Genomic DNA, 19,793 nt, shown 5'->3' on the forward strand with positions numbered 1-19,793 from the left:
TTGGCTGTCGGCTCATAGAGTCGGCAGCTAGTTTTTTCGTGTATTTTCTAAATCATAATAACTTGAGTAGGGGATTAAGAATTCCACATGTTTTTTATAGGCCAATACCAGAATTAGTTCAGTGATAAAAACCAACTAATCTGCTCAAATGATAGAAAATAGACCAAAAGATTAACCTAATGACGGATGAAGCAATTCCTTTGAAACACACCACCACAGATACAGACTCCAACTCGCCCAAGCCTACTTATTTGGTCGGTATAGATGGAGGTGGAACAAAATGTAGAGCCAATATTTACAATACAGATAAACAATTACTTGGAACTGGGGTAAGTGGTTCTGCTAATCCCGTTAATGGCCTTGAACAAACAAAAACCTCCATTAACAATGCTATTGCTCAGGCTATCGAGCATGCAAAGATTAAGTGTCAGCCTAGCCAATTAATTGTTGGTGCTGGATTAGCCGGGTTACATCTTCCTGCAATGCAAGAAAGTATGGGGCAGTGGCAGCATCCATTCAAATTCCTACATTTTACTACTGATATACACGCTGCTGTATTAGGTGCGCACCAGCAAAAAAATGGCGCAGTTATCATTTTAGGTACTGGCTTTAGTGCACTTGCTATGGTCGATGGTAAACAAATGTCTATTGGTGGTTATGGTTTTCCTATCAATGCCACATGTAGTGGTAGTTGGTTTGGACTGGAAGCCATAAAGGCAGTACTTCTAGATAAAGATCAAGTAGGGCCATATACATCCATGACCCAAGCTGTATTTGCTGCAGAGGATGTCATTGCACTGGCTACTCGTCTCAATAATGCCCAGTCTTTTGAATTCGCTAAGTTTGCACCTTTAGTCTTCAGTCATGCAGATAATGGCGATGAACTCGCTATTAGTTTGATTAAGCAAGGTGCTGATTTTATTAATAGTGTCATTAGACGCTTTCTTGCAGGAGGGGTGCATTCAATTGCCTTTGTTGGCGGAGTCGCACCACAGATCCAAAAATGGCTTGACCCTGAATTAAGACTGCATGTAGTCGAACCCAAATTTTCACCGGAATACGGTGCAATGTTATTAGCACAACAACAAATGGCGGTAATCAATGGCTAACAGAAGAGATTTTTTAAAATTATCTGCCATAGGCAGTGCATTGGGATTGGTATTTTCAAATATCAGTTCCGTTTCGGCTAAAAACATCAAAAAGCCCCAGAAACCTATAGTGGTATCCACTTGGCAGCACGGCTTAGCCGCTAATGAAGCAGCATGGCAAGTATTAACTAACAACGGTCGTGCGATTGATGCTGTAGAAACTGGGGTGCGCATTCCTGAAGCTGATCCTAAAGTGAGAACAGTCGGCTTAGGTGGTTATCCAGATAGCAGCGGTAAAGTCACATTAGACGCCTGCATCATGGATGAAAATATGAACTGTGGCTCGGTGGCTTATTTACAGAACATTAAACACCCAATTTCAGTTGCCCGAAAAGTCATGGATGATACTCCTCATGTCATGCTGGTAGGTGAAGGTGCGCAACAATTTGCCAAACAACAGGGTTTTATTGAAGAAAACTTACTCACCGAAGAATCTAAGTTAGATTGGCAAAATTGGCTGAGTTCAGGCCAGGCAAAAAAACTCATTAATATCGAAAATCACGACACTATAGGCATGTTGGCTTTGGATAACAAAGGCAATTTATCTGGTGCTTGTACTACTAGTGGTGCTGCATACAAGTTGCCTGGTCGGGTAGGCGACTCGCCAATAATAGGTGCAGGTTTGTATGTAGACAATGAAGTGGGCGCGGCTACTGCCACAGGTATGGGTGAGCTGATGATGAAAACCGTAGGTTGCCATCTAGTGGTAGAACTTATGCGTCAAGGTGCGTCCCCACAAGAAGCGTGCAGACAAGCAGTGCAACGTATCGCTAACAAATTGGATGATTTTGAGCAATTCCAAGTTGGCTTTTTGGCTTTGAATAAACAAGGAGAATACGGTGCGTTTTGTATCCAGTCTGGTTTTAATTATGCAGTGCGGGATGCGCAAGGTGAACAATTAATCGATGCAAAAAATTTGTTGGAAAACAAAGCATGAGAAAACCTTGTGTCACTATCTTTGGGTTGTTAACTTTGCTCTGCCAACCAATCTCGGCAGAAACAACGGCAGAAATAACGGCTAATGCCGCGCCTTTTGCACTTACCCTCGAGCAGGCCAGAAACTGGACTCCCAAAAGTCAATTCGCCTCAGCCGAAAACGTTTCAAGCATAGCTTTAGCTAGACGAATAGATGCCCAACTCCATGGGGAAATGTCAAATTTAGACACCCGCGCCAAAGTATTATATGCCCCAGACGGTATGAATAATTTCGGTAATTATTTGCAGACTCAGCCTAAGTTTAACTTGTACAACTTTACCCATTGGGCGCAAATTGATGTGCTGAATTGGTTTGCTGGCACTGCCGATCATACGGTTCAGATCCCCGCTAAACCATGGGTCGACACTGCACACAAAAATGGCGTCAAAGTTATAGGTTCTATCTTCTTAGCTGTCGCTCAATGGGGCGGCAATCCAGATACAGCAGAAACTTTTTTAGAGCAAGATCCACAAGGGCGATTTGTGTTTGCTCATCGATTGGTTGAAATCGCCAATTATTATGGTTTTGATGGTTGGCTGATGAACCAAGAAACCAATTTAACTGCCGTCAAAGATGAAAACAACCAACTAATAAAAGGGCAATCCAATCCCAAACGTGGCGCAGAGCTTGGCGAAAAAATGCTGCAATTTATGCAGTACTTAACAGCAATTGCCCCCCAGGGAATGGAAATTCACTGGTACGACGCAATGTTACGCAATGGCCAAGTGAAATGGCAAAACGAAATCAATGCAAACAACCAGGATTTTCTGCAAGCAGCAGTGCCCAGCGCCGACGCTATCTTTGTTAACTATTGGTGGAATAAAGAAATGGTGCTTAATTCCCATAAACGCGTCAAAGCCCTGAAGCGCTCACCTTTTGATGTGTATTTTGGTGCGGATTTATGGCCTAGCAGAAATGCTCAGCGTTCTTTTAGTCGCAGTCAATGGCTTGATTGGTTATTTGATCCAGAAACGGGCGAGGCATTATCTTCGATAGCCTTATTTGCCCCCAATCTAAATTTTAATTTCGATGGTGAATCTCATACGCCGGCATTTAGTCAATTTAAAACCAATCCCGATGACTATCGAAGTTTTTACGCAACCGAGCAGCGTTTGTTCAGTGGTGATGACTTAAACAGTGCGAGAAAGGATAAACAGGGTTGGTCGGGAATGGATAGTTACTTAGCGGCTAAATCAGTCATTACTAGTTTGCCTTTAGTGACCCATTTTAATACTGGGCAAGGCAAGTTTTGGTTTGAGCAAGGCCAAGCTAAAAGTGGCCCTTGGACCAATATAAACAAGCAGAGTTTATTACCTACTTGGCAGTTTGCGGTGATAGATGAAGATACTAATTCCAGCATGCAACCTTATTATAGTTTTGAGCAAGCCTATCAAGGTGGAAGCGCGTTAAGTATTGAGGGGCAATCGGGATCTGGAAAAACCATCATTCCACTATTTTCTACCAATGTTCAGACTCAAGATATCAAAAATATAGAAATTGTTGCGCAAGGAGACACTGCTGACTTGTCTGTATATACCACAACAGATAAAGGGGAAATGTTGGTTTACAAATTGAAGAACAAACAAGCTAAGTCTAACCAAGGTGAATGGCAAAGTTATCACTTTGTTGTACCCAACAAAAAGCCAGAAAAGATCACCCAAGTTGGCTTGCTGTTGACCCCAAATGCTGGTCGAGCAGTGAGTGTGAAAATCGGTAAGTTGGCGGTGTATTAAGTTATGGTCAATATCGAAATCTGTATCAGCAGCGACAACTTGCCCATGCTTGAAAGGCAAGTATTAGCAGCAATAAATGGTGGCGCAAAACGTGTTGAGTTGTGCGGCAATATGCAAGAAGACGGCTTAACTCCTAGTTATTCTGCAATAGAACTCGCCAGCTCAGTGTTAACTGACGCACAAGCGCTGATGGTCATGATCCGTCCAAGGAAAGGTGGTTTTTATTACTCCCTACAAGAAATACAACAAATGCGCAGCAGCATTATTGCTGCTGCTAAGTTCGGTGCCAAGGGCGTGGTATTTGGACTGCTTGATGCCACAGAAACTGAGCTGGCGATCACTGATATGCAGTCTTTAGTCGAACTAGCCACAGAAAATGGCTTAGAAGTCACTTGCCACAGAGCTTTTGACGTCTTAAGCGACCCCCTTGCCGGTTTAGCACAACTAAAAGCCTTAGGTGTAACACGAGTGCTGACAGCTGCTGGAAAATGGGGACAGCCCAGTCTGGCTACAGATAATGCAGAAGTTTTTTCAAATTATCTACGGGCAGCACAAGGCGAGCTCGAAATTATCTGTTGCGGTGGAATAACCCCTCAAAATGCTGCCTTGATTGTGGCACAACAAAAACCAATCAAAAATGAATCGAGCAACTGCTTATCCTTACATGCTTATTCAGGTGTATTAACTGATGGCCTAGTAAGCGAAAGCAAAGTGGCCCTGTTATGCAGTGCGGCAAATAACGCTTAATTATATTTAACCAAACATTGAAAGGCGGCTTTTTGACAGAAAGCCATAACAAAACACTATGATATCTAATTTGACGAAGCAGAAAATATGATTAACAAAACCCAGTCTCTACATGCTTGTCAATATCTCTTAAATGGCGAATGGCAATTCAAACAACAAGGACATGACACTTGGCTACCGGCTTCAGTGCCTGGCTGTAACTTTACCGATTTGTTAGCTAACGGTTTGATTGACGATCCCTTTAATCGCGACAATGAAACTAATTTACAGTGGATCGAACAAGAAAATTGGCACTATCGGAAATATTTTGAGCTAGATGAAGAAGCGCTAGCGCACAGTCAAATGCAATTGGTGGCAGAAGGTTTAGATACCTTTTGTGAAATCTTTATCAATGGCGCTAAAGTTGCTGATAGCTGCAATATGTTTATTGGTCACAAATTTAGTTGTAAAAACCAGCTAAAAGTAGGCCAGAATTTAATTGAAATTCGCTTTCGCTCGCCCATTAAAGAAACCATGCCACAATACTTAGCTGCGGGTTATGCCTATCCGGCAGAAAATGACAAATCTGAAGAAAAACTCAGTGTTTATTGCCGTAAAGCGCCCTGCCATTTTGGTTGGGATTGGGGGCCGAGGTTTGTCACATCTGGTATTTGGCGAGATATTTATCTACAGCCAGTGGCACCAGCAAAGATTGAAGATCTTTATTTCAGTATCCAACATCTATCGGATGAGCTTGCTGAGTTTTCGTTTCAGCTTGAAACCGCTGCCATGGAAAAATTTGAAGGGCAAATGCATATTAAGTGCAAACAAGCTCCTGAACTCAATCAGGTTGTAGACTTAACTATACCCGCAGTTAAAGATCATCAAAAAAACACCTTAGTTGCTATCAATTTTAGTCTCGACGCTCCCCAAAAATGGTGGCCCAATGGTTTGGGAGAAGCGTTTTTATATCACTTCACATTTGAACTTGTGTCTAATGGACAGGTTGTTTCTTCACTCGAACAAAAAGTGGGTTTAAGAACACTCGAAGTGGTTAATGAAAAAGACCCTGATGGTGAATGTTTTTATCTAAAAGTAAATGGTCATAGAGTGTTTATGAAAGGCGCCAATTACATTCCAGCTGATAGTTTCATCCATCGAGTGACTCCAGAAAAACACCAAGCGTTTTTTGCTGCAACCCAACAAGCCAATATGAATATGTTACGGGTGTGGGGCGGCGGTGTGTATCAAGACGACCATTTCTATCAGTTAGCCGATGAACATGGCATTTTAATCTGGCAAGACTTTATGTTTGCCTGCACTTTGTATCCGGCTGACGATGCCTTTATAAAAAATGTGCAACAAGAAGCCAGTTACAATATTCGCCGCTTACGTAATCATCCATGTATCGCACTTTGGTGCGGAAATAATGAAGTTGATATGGCCATCAAAGATTGGGATTGGCCAGAAAAGTTTGGTTACAGCGAACCACTGTTTGAGCGCTTAAAAACTGACTATAAAAAGTTATTCGAAAGCTGCCTGCGGGAAGCCGTTTTAGAGCATGACCCGCAACGTTTTTATTTACGTTCGTCACCCATAGGATCTTGGGAGTCTGATGAAGATCATATTGGTAATCATCATTATTGGGGAGTTTGGCATGGTGAAGAGCCCTTTAGTGAATATCAAAAACGTATTCCTCGTTTTATGAGCGAATATGGCTTTCAGTCATTTCCTTTACTTTCATCGGTGCAAAAATTCACTGCTGAACAAGAGCAGCATTTGGGTTCTGCAGTGATGCAAATACATCAAAAACACCCAAGGGGAAATAACTTAATTAATAGTTATTTAGAACAAGAGTTTAAGTCACCTAAAAACTTTGAAAGTTTGCTTTATATTAGCCAAGTGCAACAGGCTCTAGGCTTAAAATTAGCCTTTGAAGCCCATAGGCAAGCCATGCCATTTTGTATGGGAACTTTGTATTGGCAGTTAAATGACACTTGGCCGGCCGCATCTTGGTCAGGTATTGATTATTATGGAAAATGGAAAGCTTTACATTATCAAGCCAAACGTAGTTTCGCCGAACAAGTGTTAGTGATTAACCATGATGAACAGACTTTAACGATTAACTTAGTATCAGACCAACTGACTGCTTTTACTGGGCAGCTTGAATTAGCTATTGTGGATTTTTCTGGAAAATCACTTTGGTCTGATGCACAAGAAATACAAGTTAAAGCGAATACTAGCCAACAAGTATTTAGTGCGCCTACAACTCAGTTATTAGGCAAAATTGATATGACGCAAAGTGTGTTTATTGCTAAAGTCAGCACCTTAGACGGAACACATTGTTATTGTGATAATGCTTATTTCTTTGTGCCAAATAAACAGCTGCTGTTACAACCAACACCGCTCAATATTGTTGGAAAAATACAACACAATGAATTGCAGTTAACCCTTTCAGCCTCACAGGTTTTGCGTCAAGTTTACTTAGATATTCCTTTAGAAACGGCGAACTTTAGTGATAACTTTTTTGACCTAATACCCGGCCAAACAAAAATTGTGAGCGTTTCTTTAGCTAATAGTGAATCATACAATGTTGAGTCTTTAATAGAGCAACTTACTTATATGTCTCTGTATGACAGTTTTACTGAACAACTAAGTCAGGCGAATAGTTTCAGAGTGGGATGCAGTTAATGAATTTGAGTTGGATTGATATTGTTATTATTGCTCTATATTTGAGCTCTGTGTTGCTGCTTGGTTTATATATTTCGAAACGAGCCAGTACCGACTTAGACAGCTACTTTTTGGCTGGTAAACGTATCCCTTGGTGGGCGTTAGGTGTATCTAACGCGTCAGGCATGTTCGATATTGCAGGCACAATGTGGCTAGTTTCAATGTGTTTTGTGTATGGACTTAAAGGCGCGTGGTTACCTTGGATATGGCCAATATTCAACCAAATATTTTTGATGGTGTACTTATCGGTGTGGTTAAGGCGTTCCAATGTATTGACCGGTGCAGAATGGCTTAAAACCCGCTTTGGCAGTGGTAAAGGGGCAGAGATGTGTCACTTAATTGTAGTCATTTTTGCTGTAGTCAGTGCTATTGGTTTTATCGCTTATTCGTTTAAAGGTATAGGTAAATTTGCTGAAATATTCTTTCCCTGGGATATATCACCTGACGTTTATGCGCTCATCATTTTTGCTGTTACCACTATATATGTAGTCAAAGGTGGCATGTACAGCGTGGTGTTCACTGAAGTATTACAGTTTGTCATTATGACTATAGCAGCGGTTGCTGTGGGCGTTATTGCGATTTATGCCGTGAGTCCTGAGCAAATTGCAGCGGCTACGCCCGAAGGCTGGGGCAACTTGTTTTTTAGTTGGCATTTAGACCTAAACTGGACTGGTGTGATAGATAGTGTGAATGACAAGATCCAAAACGATGGCATGGAATTGTTTGGATTAATGGTGATGATGATGTTGTTCAAAGGCATTCTATCCAGTATGGCGGGGCCTGTACCTAACTATGATATGCAACGAATTTTGGCCACTAAAACCCCCAAAGAAGCCGCAAAAATGAGTGGTTTGGTTTCTTTAGTGATGTTTTTTCCTCGTTATATGATGGTCACAGGTTTATCAGTATTGGCGCTAGTGTATATGGGACCCGACATTCAGGCTCAAGGTGAACACTTTGATTTTGAACAAATTTTACCTTATGCCATCAATAATTTTGTACCTGTTGGTTTAACAGGCTTATTGATTGCCGGATTACTCGCGGCCTTTATGTCGACATTTGCTGCCTCGGTAAACGCCGCACCCGTGTATATAGTTAACGACATCTTCAAACGTTATTTCAAACCTAACGCGGACAACGCAACCTTGATAAAAATGAGTTATTTAGTTTCTTGTTTACTAGTCATTATTGGGGTGTGTTTAGGCCTAATGTTAGAGAGTATTAATGAAATTATGCAGTGGATATTTGCCGCGTTATTTGGTGGTTATGCTGCCGCTAACTTGCTCAAGTGGCATTGGTGGCGCTTTAATGCCTATGGATATTTTTGGGGCATGTTGGCTGGACTAATTGGCTCACTTGTATTGCCCTTAGTGTTGCCTGATGTGCAACCTCTGATGGCATTTCCTTTACTTCTATTGGCGGGTTTAGTGGGTTCTGTTGTGGGAACACTAATGACTCCAGCAGAATCGGACGAAGTGTTATGTCAATTTTATCGTCAAGTTAGACCTTGGGGATTTTGGACACCTATACGCAACAAAGTGATACAACAAGATCCAAGTTTTATTGATGACAGTAATTTTGGTCGCGACAGTATTAACGTAGTAGTAGGCACAATTTGGCAATTGACCTTAGTCATTATGCCTATTTATTTAGTGGTACAGCAGTGGTGGCCAATGTTAGGTGCATTTGCAGTAATGGCAGTTACCACTTGGTTTTTAAAGAAAAATTGGTTAGATAAGTTGGAAGAATCATGATTAAAACAGTAGTAAAGGGTTGTCTAGTAGTATCGCTAGTATTAGGTGCAACAGGTTGTGCAAATGAGTCAACTAACGCGGTTAAAAGCGCTGTTGTGAAGGACAAGGCAACTTCTTTAGAAAATCTAGAATACGTCAACCCTTTTATCGGTACTGGCGGCCATGGACATACCTTTCCTGGCGCAGTAGTGCCTTTTGGTATGGTGCAACTTAGTCCGGATAATCCTTCTAAAGGTTGGGACTGGACTTCTGGTTATCATTATTCGGACAATCAGCTGTTAGGTTTTAGTCATACTCATTTGTCAGGAACAGGCGTAGGCGATCTACTGGATATATTAGTGATGCCGTTTCGCGGAGACTATCAAAAACGCCTCGACAATGAGCTAAAACGTGTTGTCAGCACCTATAGCCATGACCAAGAAACCGCGAGCCCTGGTTATTATTCAGTTGTACTACCTGAAGAAAACGTCAGTGTTGAACTGACAGCTACTGAACGCACAGGTATGCATAGATATCAGTTCTCAGGTTATGAGTCAGCTAAAGTACTGATTGATTTGGGGTACGCCCAGAACTATGACAAAGCCGTTTCGACCTTTATGCGCGTGGTAGATGACACAACTTTAGTGGGTTATAGGATCTCAACTGGCTGGTCTGACTTTCAACCCACCTATTTTGTTGCCAAATTTAATCGCCCTTTTACGCACCAGTATTATTTAGAGGGCAAACCTTTTTTTGGTAGCGCACCCATAAAAGGTGACACCATCAATCGGCCTAAAACTGAGGTAGTTTTAAACTTCGGCGACCTCTCAAATAAACCCTTAGTGGCTAAAGTTGGCTTGTCTTACACTAGCATTAAAGGTGCAGAAAAAAATCTAGCTGCAGAAGTAAAAGACTTTGATTTTGATAGCATCAAGCAGTCCGCAGAAAATTTGTGGGCCAAACAACTAAACAAGTTTAAAGTCACTGATCCTAACGAAGAAACCAAAACCAAGTTTTATACTGCCCTTTACCATTCCTTTTTAGCACCTCAAACATTCAATGATGTAGACGGTCAATATTTTGGTGCCGATGGCTCAAGTCACAACAGTCAGGATTTTAAGCGTTATACCCTGTTTTCTTTATGGGATACGTTTCGAGCACTACACCCCTTGCTCACTATTAGTGATGGTGGACGTGTGCATGACATGGTTGAATCTTTGTTAGCTTTTTATGATGAAACAGGTTTATTGCCAACCTGGGATCTGATGTCAAACGATACGGATGTGATGATTGGTTACCATGCAGTGCCCGTTATTGTCGATGCTTATTTAAAAGGCTTAACAGATGCCGATCCCGAAAGAATATTTGCTGCGGTTAAAGCCTCAGCCATGCAAAATCAATTTGGTGTCGACACTTTCCGCGAATATGGATATATCCCTTCTGAACTTGAAGTCGAAGCAGTGTCGAAAACCCTAGAGTATGCCTTTGATGATGCAGCCATTGCTGCTTTAGCCAAAAGCTTAGGCAAAGATGACGAATACGAATATTTCAGTCAGCGAGCAAATGCATACAAAATATTGTTCGATAAAAACACCAGCTTAATGCGCGGCAAAGACAAAAATGGCGACTGGGTAAAAAACTTCAGACCCACCTATGTTGATCACCGCAACACTGACTATACCGAAGCCAATGCTTGGCAATACACTTGGTTTGCCCCTCATGATGTAGAAGGTTTAATCGAGTTATTTGGCGGGGAAAAACCATTTGTAGAAAAACTAGATACCTTATTTAGTATGAGTTCTGAAATGGAAGGATCTGTTGTTTCACCGGATATTTCTGGCCTGATTGGTCAGTATGCTCATGGTAATGAACCTGTGCACCACGTGCCTTATATGTACAGCTATGCCAATCAGAAATGGAAAGGCGAAAATCGCATTATTGAAATTCGCGACACTATGTATCGTAACCATGTTGATGGTTTGGCAGGCAATGATGACTTAGGTCAAATGTCAGCTTGGTATGTGTTTAGTGCGATTGGCTTTTATCCAATGAATCCTTTTTCTGGTGAATATGTGTTTGGCACGCCAGAGTTTCAACAAGTGGATATCCAACTTGAAAATGGCAAGGTATTCAGTGTTAAACAACAAGGTTCACGCTCTGCTGCCACGCCTTATGTGAAGCAAATTAGACTAAACGGCACAATCACTGATCTTCACAGCTTAAGTCATAAAGATTTACTAGCAGGCGGTGAATTGGTCTTCGAGTTTTAATCTATTTTACCAAGGTGCACGTTATCAAGATGTAGCATCTCAAAACTAAATGGCCGATTTAGGCCCCCTCAACGAGGGGGCTACGAGTAGGACAACCTCTAGTTTATATGCCGTGTCATCACGGCATATTATTTAATCATGCTGTTTTGTATATTTTATCAACTGCAAAATGTGTGAATGGAAATACCATGACGAACCAATCAAGCAAAACCCTCAAAATCTGGGGTTTATTAGTAATATTATCTATCGTTTTACTGAGTGCTGGGTTGCTCCTCAACGATAATGAAAAACAGTACGCAACTGTTAGTTCTCCAGACTCTGGCATTAGGCTCGAATTTAAAGTTATTAGCGGCAAACCTCACTATCGCGTATTTAACCAAAACGTAGAAATAATAAGTTATTCAGCGCTAGGGTTTGATTTTAATGATCAAGAGCCACTAAAAAACAATTTACAGGTGACGGACACAGTCATCAGCGAGTTCAAAGAACAGTGGCAACGCCCATGGGGGCAATCTAAAACAGCGTTAAATCACTACCAACAACTCACAATCACCTTGGATGAGAAAAGTAGCCTACAGCGCCAACTTATCATCGAATTTAGGGTATTTAACGATGGTCTTGGGTTTCGCTACCAGCTACCAGAACAACCTAACTTGCAACAATTTGAAATAACCTCAGAAAACACTGAATTTTCTCTGGTCGGCGACCCAACCAGTTGGTGGATACCCCAAGATTTTGAAAGTTACGAATCGCAATATCGTGAAACACCATTGTCCAAAGTAGAAGCGGTTAACACTCCTATTACCATGCAAAATGAAGAAGGTACTTTTATCAGTATCCATGAAGCCGCACTGACTAACTATGCGGGGATGACGCTGAAAAAAAGTGTTCTAAACAATACTTTGGTAAGTGATTTAGTGCCTTGGCCTGATGGTATAAAAGTAAAAGGTCAAACCCCATTTCAAACGCCATGGCGCACTATACAGTTAGCTAAAACTGCAGGCGACCTGATTACTTCTGACCTAATTGAAAACCTCAACGAAGCTAACATGCTAGAAAATGCCTCTTGGATTACCCCGATGAAATACATCGGCATTTGGTGGGGCATGCATATGCGTCAATACACATGGGAAGCAGGCCCTAAACATGGAGCAACAACGGCTAATACCAAAGAATATATCGATTTTGCCAGTAGCCACGGGATCAAAGGGGTGTTGGTAGAAGGATGGAATAAAGGATGGGAAACTTGGCATACGGGTCTTAATGTTCAAGATTTTACGCAAGCTTATGACGATTTTGACTTAAAAGCAGTCACCGAATACGCAAAATCAAAAGGGGTAGACTTAATCGGACACCATGAAACTGGTGGCAACATCCCCATGTATGAAGAACAGATAGAACAAGCCTTTCAGTTGTATAACCAGATGGGCGTGACGGCCATAAAAACAGGTTATGCAGGGAAAATGACACCTGAAGGTGTACATCACCACGGCCAACAAATGGTCAACCATTATCGTATGGTGCTTGAGTTAGCAGCCAAATACAAAATCATGCTCAATGTACACGAACCGATCAAACCAACGGGCATTCGCCGCACATACCCTAATATGATGACACGGGAAGCAGGTCGTGGCATGGAGTGGAATGGCTGGAGTGATGGTAACTCACCAGAGCATACATTAATGTTACCTTTTACAAGATTGTTAGCTGGTCCAATGGACTATACACCTGGCATATTCAACATTCAGTTTGACCCACAAAAGCAATACAGGGTGCACACCACCTTAGCGCGGCAACTTGCCCACTTTGTCACTCTGTATAGTCCCATGCAAATGGCCTCTGACATGATTGAAAATTATCAAAACCAAGCGGCTTTTACCTTTATCGAAAAAGTCCCAACTGATTGGGATGAAACATTGGTTATTAACGCAGAAATTGGTGATTTTCTAACAATTGTCAGGCGTAATAACAATAGTTGGTTTATAGGCAGCATGACTGATGAAGACCCGAGAGAATTATCTATCCCTCTTCACTTTTTAGGCCAAGGGCAAGAGTATATTGCCACTATATATGCAGATGCCAAAGACACCGACTTTGTTAACAATCCGACGGCGATAGAGATCACTCAAGTTTTAGTTAAAAAAGGCGATGTGATACCAGCCGTTATGACTAGTGGTGGTGGGCAAGCAATCGCCATCGAACCGATTACCGCCGCTAATCAATTGCATTTACCGCAAATTAGAGATTACCAGCAACAAGTTAAAGGACGATTTGCAGAGTTTGAGCAAGGCAGTCGTTATGGCGAAATTAATAAAGTACAACACTTAGCGGTTAATAAAGAAATAATACTGAATACCGAATATGATGCCGGCTATTCAGGTGGAGGCATGTCAGCTTTAGTGGATGGCATACGCGGTAACCCTGACTACAAAACACTGTGGCAAGGTTACAGAATGCAAGATTTAGATGTAACAATTGACCTCCAACAACAGCAACTTGTTAAACAAATTGATATTGGGTTTCTACAAAGTATTTTGCATTCAATACTACTACCTAGTGAAGTGCATTTTCAGATATCCACTGATGGCCATAATTATCTGACAGTAGGTCAATCAGAATACAGCACACAAAAAGGGCAGCCCGATTTTCAAATCAAAAACTTTAGTGCATCATTTTCCGCGCAACCAGTACGTTACATTAAAGTGACAGCAAAAAATATTAATGCTCTACCTGATTGGCATATCCGCCCAGGCCAAGAATCATTTATTTTTTCTGATGAAATTCAAGTACATTGACGGCCAATGGAAAACATTCCCAAATGAATATCTCATCATTTTGCAAAAGCAATTAACAAGACACCCAGCGTAAATAACTAAAAAGTTAAGATGGGTGGCTTTGTAAATATGCTGAGGTAATGGCTTTGTTGGGAGCTACAAATACCATACCGCCGTTTTCATCTAGATAGAAAAAGTCGGGATGCGCATAGTTTTGAATGTCCTCTACGCTAATCTCGTCAATTTTACCGTCATTATCTAAATCTTCTGGGAGGGTGATCTTCCAGTGAGATAAATCAAATTTAGATGCAGGCATCATCGCTTTATTGGTTGATGAATTGGTTGTCGTAGTGCTGCTGCCAACTCCCGAGCATGCCACTAAAAGCGTTACTGATAAGGGGATTATGGCACTGGATAACACAATCTTCTTGATTCGGGCTTTGTTCATTATTTTGTTATCTCTACGTATATAGAATGAAAACGTTAAGTAGAGATGATTGTAGTAAAATTCCAGTCCAAATAATAATTGGTAATCTCTTATATTGCCTGTAGAGCAGCGACAATATGAACCTGCGGTGATTTTGTAAATAGTGTTATGGCGTCTGTTGTACATCAAAGATTTTTTAAGAACTGTTGACTTGTTTGCCACCCCAGGTCTTGTAATTGTCTGGCTTGTTCCTGTGATAAACCTGCGGTATAGCTTATCCCAGCCGGTGGTTTACCTTGCAGCGTGGCGTAAAAAACACAAGCTGCCAGATAGGAGCCAGCTAAGCTCGGATGTTTCTCTATGGCTGAATAAACGACCTGACCTTGTTCATCAAGCCCTTGTACATCTTTGTTATACAGTTCAATAGCCGGAAACTTTTCTTGGCTAGCAGCAAAGGCCAGGCCAACCGGTACCACTAACATATTCAGTTTATTGGCCTGTGTCACATAGGCATCACGTAGTTGCTGCACCATGGCTTGATTGCCGTTGTAGGCCCAGGTCATAAAAAATACAGGGGTGGCATCGTGTTCGCGAATTATCTTTGCAAGCTCGCCGCTACTTTGTTGAAACTCTTTAATACTTTTGCTGTTTTTTATGGGGCCATTACTATATTCCTGCAATATCACCACATCCCAAGACTGAGTGTTGGGTAATGTGAGTAATTCGCTAATTCCGGCAAGGTGTTCAGCAAGGCGCCCCCCTGAAATGGTTTTCTGGCGAGTGCCAAATTCACCGTTGCGCCACAAGCCAGATGTTCTGAGAAGATTACTGTACATTGTGGCGATGCCATTGTTGTAATAACTATAACTATTTCCAATAAAAAGTACCTTAGCCGGGGCATCAACAGATGTCACTGTTGGTGATAATTTGTTTGGCTCTGCTATGCTGTTGCAAGTAAATATCAGAGCAGCCAAAACGCCCCATAAAATCCTTAATCTGAACATTGTGTTTCCTCTTTTTATTTACTCACGTTTTTACAGCTTGGTGTAACCCTTAGTTTTGCTGGGTAAGCAGGTAATTTATGACTATTGGATAAATTAGCTCGTGTTGGATTGCTTTGCCATGCATAGCTGATATAAGCAACATTGTTGGAATTTTTCACCTGCAGTGACACATAACTTGGGTGCAATTCTCCTTCTACCCAGTGATATTTAAGGTTATCTTCACTGATGGCAAAACCTTGTACTTTATTGTCTGGGCCGCTGGTCGCTAATGGGGAAAATTCACTGTGCACTTTTATCTTGTTATCACTCACTCGCTCTGCGCAGTTTAATACAGGTCCTCGATAGGCCATATCGGCTTGGTTGTATACTGTTTGCAATGCAGCATTGGATAAACGTTTGCCTACTGTGGCTTTGTCTTTGGGATGAATGTCGTTCCATTCCCCTAAGTCAATCGCTGACACCATAGCGGTATTGGGCAGTGAGAGACCACTGGTTTGAGCTGCTCGAATATCAGCCCAACCAACTATGCTTGGGTCATGTTGCGCATCTAAATAATTAGGCAACTGTACATACAAAAAAGGTAATTTGGGCTGAGCAAAAAGGGTTCGCCACTTGGTGATCATGGCCGGAAATAAACGTTGGTAAATGGCTGGGTCATCGGCATTACTTTCCCCCTGATACCAAATAATTCCTTTGATTTGGGTGTTAGCCAGTGGCGCTAACATGGCGTTGTATAATCCAGCGGGTTGTTCATTGGTTTTAAAGCTGGGCGCTGGCAAAGGGCTAGACATGCGGTAACCCACCTGATATCGCCACAATCCACTGAGTGCAATATGCGAATCATCAAAACGCAGTTGATAGGGTTTAGCAGACACAAAGCCGGCGTGACTGACATGATGGGACACAACACGTACGCTGATTTGATTGAGCCCAGCTTTAAGTACACCAGCCCTTAGTGCATACACACGTTGTGGATATTGATAGGGTGTACTGCCAACTAGTTGTCCATTAATGTATACATCATCTTGATCAACAATACGGCCAAGTTCGAGACTCGCAGATTGGGCTGCTTGCTCAGCAGATACCATAAATGAGCGCCTAAACCACATGCTGCCACTAAAGGCCTCTTGCCCTTGATTGGTCCAATAACCGGGTACTGAGAGTTGTGGCCATTGGTCGTCGTTTAGTTGTTCGGTAAACCAGCCATCGCGTAAGCCAAGATCACTAGCTGCCAACGCTTGCTGCCATTGTTGATGTTGGTCTTTATCCCCAGATACTAATTGCTCGATATTACTTGCTAATTTATTACGTGCTATTAGTTTAAGTTCTGCAGGGTAGTTAGCTAACGCCTGCTCACTTACCCAAGCTTGTATACGTGCACCGGCATAAGCGTTGTTAATGATACCTATAGGTACGCCAGTTTGCTCTTGAAGGTGTTTCGCAAAAAAGTAGCCCACCGCAGAAAACTCTTTTAATGCTTCGCCTTTGGCTGTGAGCCATTGGCCTTTGGCGACTGTAGTTAAAGGCCCTTGGTAGGCGGCATTGCGAGCCACTCTGAACTGGCGGATTTGTGGAAAGTTAGCAGATGCGATTTCTGACTGGTAGTCACTGCCAGGCGTACCGAGTGTGTACTCCATATTAGATTGCCCAGAGGCGAGCCACAGATCACCAAACAATATATTGTTTAACACAATTATTTGGCTTTGGGTTTGCAAGCTTAAAGTATGCGGGCCGCCAGCGGCGGTTACCGGTAATGTAAACTGCCACGCGCCTTGTTGTACCTCTATGGTCTGCAGCTGAACACCATCCACTGAGATCTTGATACGCTCATGACTGTCAGTATAACCTTGCACTATATTGACAGTATCCCGCGGCAACAGCATATTATCGGCGAACTGCGGGGCTAGGGTGATCTTCGCATCAGCGGAAAATACCGCCAATACTATGCTCAGATATACAGCCAGTATTACGCTGGCTGCAAGCGTGCTTTTGCTATTTAACAATGACTTCATAAAGGGCTATTGGACAATCTTTATGCGTTTTTAATAGTTTAATTCGCAGCTTGTCACTGCTAATAGGCGATGTTAAAACACAGTCAACTACCGCCTGATAATTATCGGTTTTTTCATACAAGACGACTCCTTGAGCATCTAGAATTTGAAAATGTTCAACACAAAAGGGCACGCGATCTTCTGGATGTCCATAGAGAGTTGATTCTAGGGCATGATCAAAATCAGCATCAAAGTGCAAAATAATTTCACTTATGTTTTGCTGCTGTTGCCACTCAAGTGTTAATTCAGCTTCAGTTTGGTCTAATGCGGCACACCAGACATTGCTGCGTTGATAAGGTCGTGTATAACCATTTGTCAGGTTAGTTGTAGCAAAACAATTAAGTGGCGGATTGATTGTTAGGGCAAGGTTATGCCCACCTGGACGTCTTTCAGGTGTCCAAAATTCAAATTCATCTACGCCTTTATCCCCTTCAACAATTTGTTTACCGTTATTAGACACAGCCTTGTTGACGCCATTAAATACCGCTACCAGACTAGAAATACGACTGTTTGTGCAGGCAATTTCAATGTCAGGATTGGCTAAAAAGCACAACATGGCGTATTGATCTTCTGCTAATGTCTCAGCAAAGTTTATGTCTAGAAGATGTTCTCCGGCGGTCAAAATAAAGCTCTGCTGAGCAAGAATCACCTCAGGTGTATAGTTAGTCACTTTTTCACTGTGGCGCAATTGCGCATAAAGTGTGGTGTCTTTTAGTACCCGTACTTTGACCGAAAATTGATAGGCAGTGTCTTTTTGTAACGGTAATAATTGACCTGCAGAGATCTTCAGAGGTCGCCAAGGGCCATCATCTTGCAAAGCATTGAGTTGCAGTTCACTAGAGGCACTGATAGTTGCTTTATTTGCCAGATTGTATTGCGGCTGCATCGGCACATTGGGGATAAAGTGGCCTTTCTCATTGAGATTGTGTTGCAACTTTTTAATATGTGGAGCTTGCAGTAATTGCGCTGGTTTACAAGTCTGACTCAAACAATAAGCCACGGCTTCACCTACGGCTTGTCCACCATGGCCACAGGTTGCCATCACCCTAGTTGAGCCAAATGCGATATGGGAAACACTAATAATGCGCCCTGCAAAAAATAGGTTATCAATGTCTTTACTGATAAAAGATCCCAGAGGGATTTGATAAACCCCTTTGGTATGATATTGGGTGCAGGGTGGTTTATCGCTGTAGATGCCATCACCAGGATGATGGTCAATCGCCCAGCCACCGAAGGAAATCGCATTATCAAAGGGTTGTTGTGTTACTACATCTTGTTGTGTCATAAACGAGTGGCCAATAAAACGACGGCTTTCACGTTTACCAGGAATAGTACCGACCCATTCTAATGTTAGGTTTTCTACATTTTCAAATTTACCGCTGTTTTTAATGTAATCCCATACCCCATAGACTACCTTCCACAATTGCCATTTAATGTCTTCTGATTCACCTATGGTATCGCTGTTACCACCGTATTCGAGCCACCACAAGCGTGGCCCAACATCTTGGCTGCGAATGCGCTTCATTCTATCTTCTGTCATGCCATCTATTGATGCAAATGACGGTGCTACATATTTCACGGGTTTGCCGGCGTCTTTACTGTAAAAGTAAATAGAGTGACCTAGTAACTCTTTGCCTGGCTGTTCTGGTGCCATTTTCTCAGAAAACTCGCTTGCGGCTTCTGCGCCCATGCGAAACTCTGCACCAGCCTGAAAAGCGACAATACCATCCCCGGAGACATCACAAAAATACTCTCCGCGCAGATCATAAAACTTACCATTTTGAGAGCAAAACGCCTCTACTGAGGAAATATTGTTATCAGCATTTTTGTGTGTTGCAAACACCGAGGTATTTAACAGCAAGGTAATGTTTTTTTCTTCCACCACTTTTTCCAACATTATGGTATCGAAAATAAGTGCGTTGCCTTCTTTATTACGAAACAGGTTTTCCAATAACAATTCGCCAATAATGCCACCCTCACGTGACCAGCGATTGTTATTACCCATGTGAGACGTCGCCCCTAAGACCCAGAGTCTTACTTCGCTTGACGCATTTCCACCTAATACCGGACGGTCCTGCACTAAACTTACTTTTACACCAGCCCGTGCTGCTGATATAGCACAACAAACTCCTGCGATACCGCCCCCGACAACAACAAGATCGGACTTTACCGTTTCTACGGTTGAGGATCTGCCATGAGGTTCGGTTAGTTCGTGATACAT

11 protein-coding genes and 1 pseudogene are annotated in these 19,793 nt (G+C 42.2%); 8 read left to right on the forward strand and 4 right to left on the reverse strand.

Annotation, left to right across the window (positions count from 1 at the left end; genetic code table 11):
• Positions 1-179 precede the first annotated feature (179 nt).
• The 8 genes from GARC_RS16370 to GARC_RS16405 all read left to right on the forward strand — a co-directional run bounded on the left by GARC_RS16370 (position 180) and on the right by GARC_RS16405 (position 14,111).
• Complete coding sequence (locus GARC_RS16370; protein WP_007622188.1) at positions 180-1,109, forward strand: BadF/BadG/BcrA/BcrD ATPase family protein; 930 nt, start codon at positions 180-182, stop codon at positions 1,107-1,109.
• Positions 1,102-2,085 carry a N(4)-(beta-N-acetylglucosaminyl)-L-asparaginase gene (locus tag GARC_RS16375; RefSeq protein WP_007622190.1) on the forward strand — a complete coding sequence of 328 codons (984 nt, stop codon included), beginning with the start codon at positions 1,102-1,104 and terminating at the stop codon, positions 2,083-2,085. The genes GARC_RS16370 and GARC_RS16375 overlap by 8 nt, the downstream gene beginning before the upstream one ends.
• The gene (locus GARC_RS16380; protein WP_007622201.1) at positions 2,082-3,857 is read left to right on the forward strand and encodes an endo-beta-N-acetylglucosaminidase; all 1,776 of its coding nucleotides are present in this window, start codon (positions 2,082-2,084) and stop codon (positions 3,855-3,857) included. The genes GARC_RS16375 and GARC_RS16380 overlap by 4 nt, the downstream gene beginning before the upstream one ends.
• A gap of 3 nt (positions 3,858-3,860) precedes the next feature.
• Positions 3,861-4,604, forward strand: coding sequence for a copper homeostasis protein CutC (locus GARC_RS16385; protein ID WP_007622203.1), 744 nt, complete (start codon positions 3,861-3,863; stop codon positions 4,602-4,604).
• A gap of 87 nt (positions 4,605-4,691) precedes the next feature.
• Positions 4,692-7,274 carry a beta-mannosidase gene (locus GARC_RS16390; protein ID WP_007622205.1) on the forward strand — a complete coding sequence of 861 codons (2,583 nt, stop codon included), beginning with the start codon at positions 4,692-4,694 and terminating at the stop codon, positions 7,272-7,274.
• Entirely contained in the window at positions 7,274-9,067 is a 1,794-nt protein-coding gene (locus GARC_RS16395) for a sodium:solute symporter family protein (RefSeq protein ID WP_007622207.1), read from the forward strand. Before GARC_RS16390 ends, GARC_RS16395 begins: the two co-directional genes overlap by 1 nt.
• Positions 9,064-11,316: a GH92 family glycosyl hydrolase gene (locus GARC_RS16400; RefSeq protein ID WP_007622215.1), complete on the forward strand. Its 2,253-nt coding sequence runs from the start codon at positions 9,064-9,066 to the stop codon at positions 11,314-11,316. Before GARC_RS16395 ends, GARC_RS16400 begins: the two co-directional genes overlap by 4 nt.
• A gap of 188 nt (positions 11,317-11,504) precedes the next feature.
• Positions 11,505-14,111, forward strand: coding sequence for a glycoside hydrolase family 97 catalytic domain-containing protein (locus GARC_RS16405; protein ID WP_007622216.1), 2,607 nt, complete (start codon positions 11,505-11,507; stop codon positions 14,109-14,111).
• A 109-nt stretch (positions 14,112-14,220) separates the two neighbouring features.
• On the opposite strand, the pseudogene GARC_RS16410 reads toward GARC_RS16405, so the two are convergent.
• The 4 genes and pseudogenes from GARC_RS16410 to GARC_RS16425 all read right to left on the reverse strand — a co-directional run.
• Positions 14,221-14,538 (reverse strand): annotated as a pseudogene (locus GARC_RS16410) (polysaccharide lyase family 7 protein); the annotation flags it as partial.
• A 164-nt stretch (positions 14,539-14,702) separates the two neighbouring features.
• Complete coding sequence (locus tag GARC_RS16415) at positions 14,703-15,521, reverse strand: hypothetical protein (protein WP_007622218.1); 819 nt, start codon at positions 15,519-15,521, stop codon at positions 14,703-14,705.
• A gap of 14 nt (positions 15,522-15,535) precedes the next feature.
• Positions 15,536-17,533 (reverse strand): sialate O-acetylesterase, encoded by a 1,998-nt coding sequence (locus tag GARC_RS16420; RefSeq protein WP_052151517.1) that lies wholly within the window; start codon positions 17,531-17,533, stop codon positions 15,536-15,538.
• Positions 17,514-19,793 carry an FAD-dependent oxidoreductase gene (locus GARC_RS16425; RefSeq protein WP_007622223.1) on the reverse strand — a complete coding sequence of 760 codons (2,280 nt, stop codon included), beginning with the start codon at positions 19,791-19,793 and terminating at the stop codon, positions 17,514-17,516. The genes GARC_RS16420 and GARC_RS16425 overlap by 20 nt, the downstream gene beginning before the upstream one ends.

Source organism: Paraglaciecola arctica BSs20135 (assembly GCF_000314995.1).
GTDB lineage: Bacteria > Pseudomonadota > Gammaproteobacteria > Enterobacterales > Alteromonadaceae > Paraglaciecola > Paraglaciecola arctica.

Coding starts and splice junctions, on each gene's coding strand:
- GARC_RS16425 (WP_007622223.1), bottom strand. CDS start 19,793: ATGTATCACGAACTAACCGAACCTCATGGCAGATCCTCAACCGTAGAA.
- GARC_RS16395 (WP_007622207.1), top strand. CDS start 7,274: ATGAATTTGAGTTGGATTGATATTGTTATTATTGCTCTATATTTGAGC.
- GARC_RS16375 (WP_007622190.1), top strand. CDS start 1,102: ATGGCTAACAGAAGAGATTTTTTAAAATTATCTGCCATAGGCAGTGCA.
- GARC_RS16415 (WP_007622218.1), bottom strand. CDS start 15,521: ATGTTCAGATTAAGGATTTTATGGGGCGTTTTGGCTGCTCTGATATTT.
- GARC_RS16400 (WP_007622215.1), top strand. CDS start 9,064: ATGATTAAAACAGTAGTAAAGGGTTGTCTAGTAGTATCGCTAGTATTA.
- GARC_RS16370 (WP_007622188.1), top strand. CDS start 180: ATGACGGATGAAGCAATTCCTTTGAAACACACCACCACAGATACAGAC.
- GARC_RS16380 (WP_007622201.1), top strand. CDS start 2,082: ATGAGAAAACCTTGTGTCACTATCTTTGGGTTGTTAACTTTGCTCTGC.
- GARC_RS16385 (WP_007622203.1), top strand. CDS start 3,861: ATGGTCAATATCGAAATCTGTATCAGCAGCGACAACTTGCCCATGCTT.
- GARC_RS16390 (WP_007622205.1), top strand. CDS start 4,692: ATGATTAACAAAACCCAGTCTCTACATGCTTGTCAATATCTCTTAAAT.
- GARC_RS16405 (WP_007622216.1), top strand. CDS start 11,505: ATGACGAACCAATCAAGCAAAACCCTCAAAATCTGGGGTTTATTAGTA.
- GARC_RS16420 (WP_052151517.1), bottom strand. CDS start 17,533: ATGAAGTCATTGTTAAATAGCAAAAGCACGCTTGCAGCCAGCGTAATA.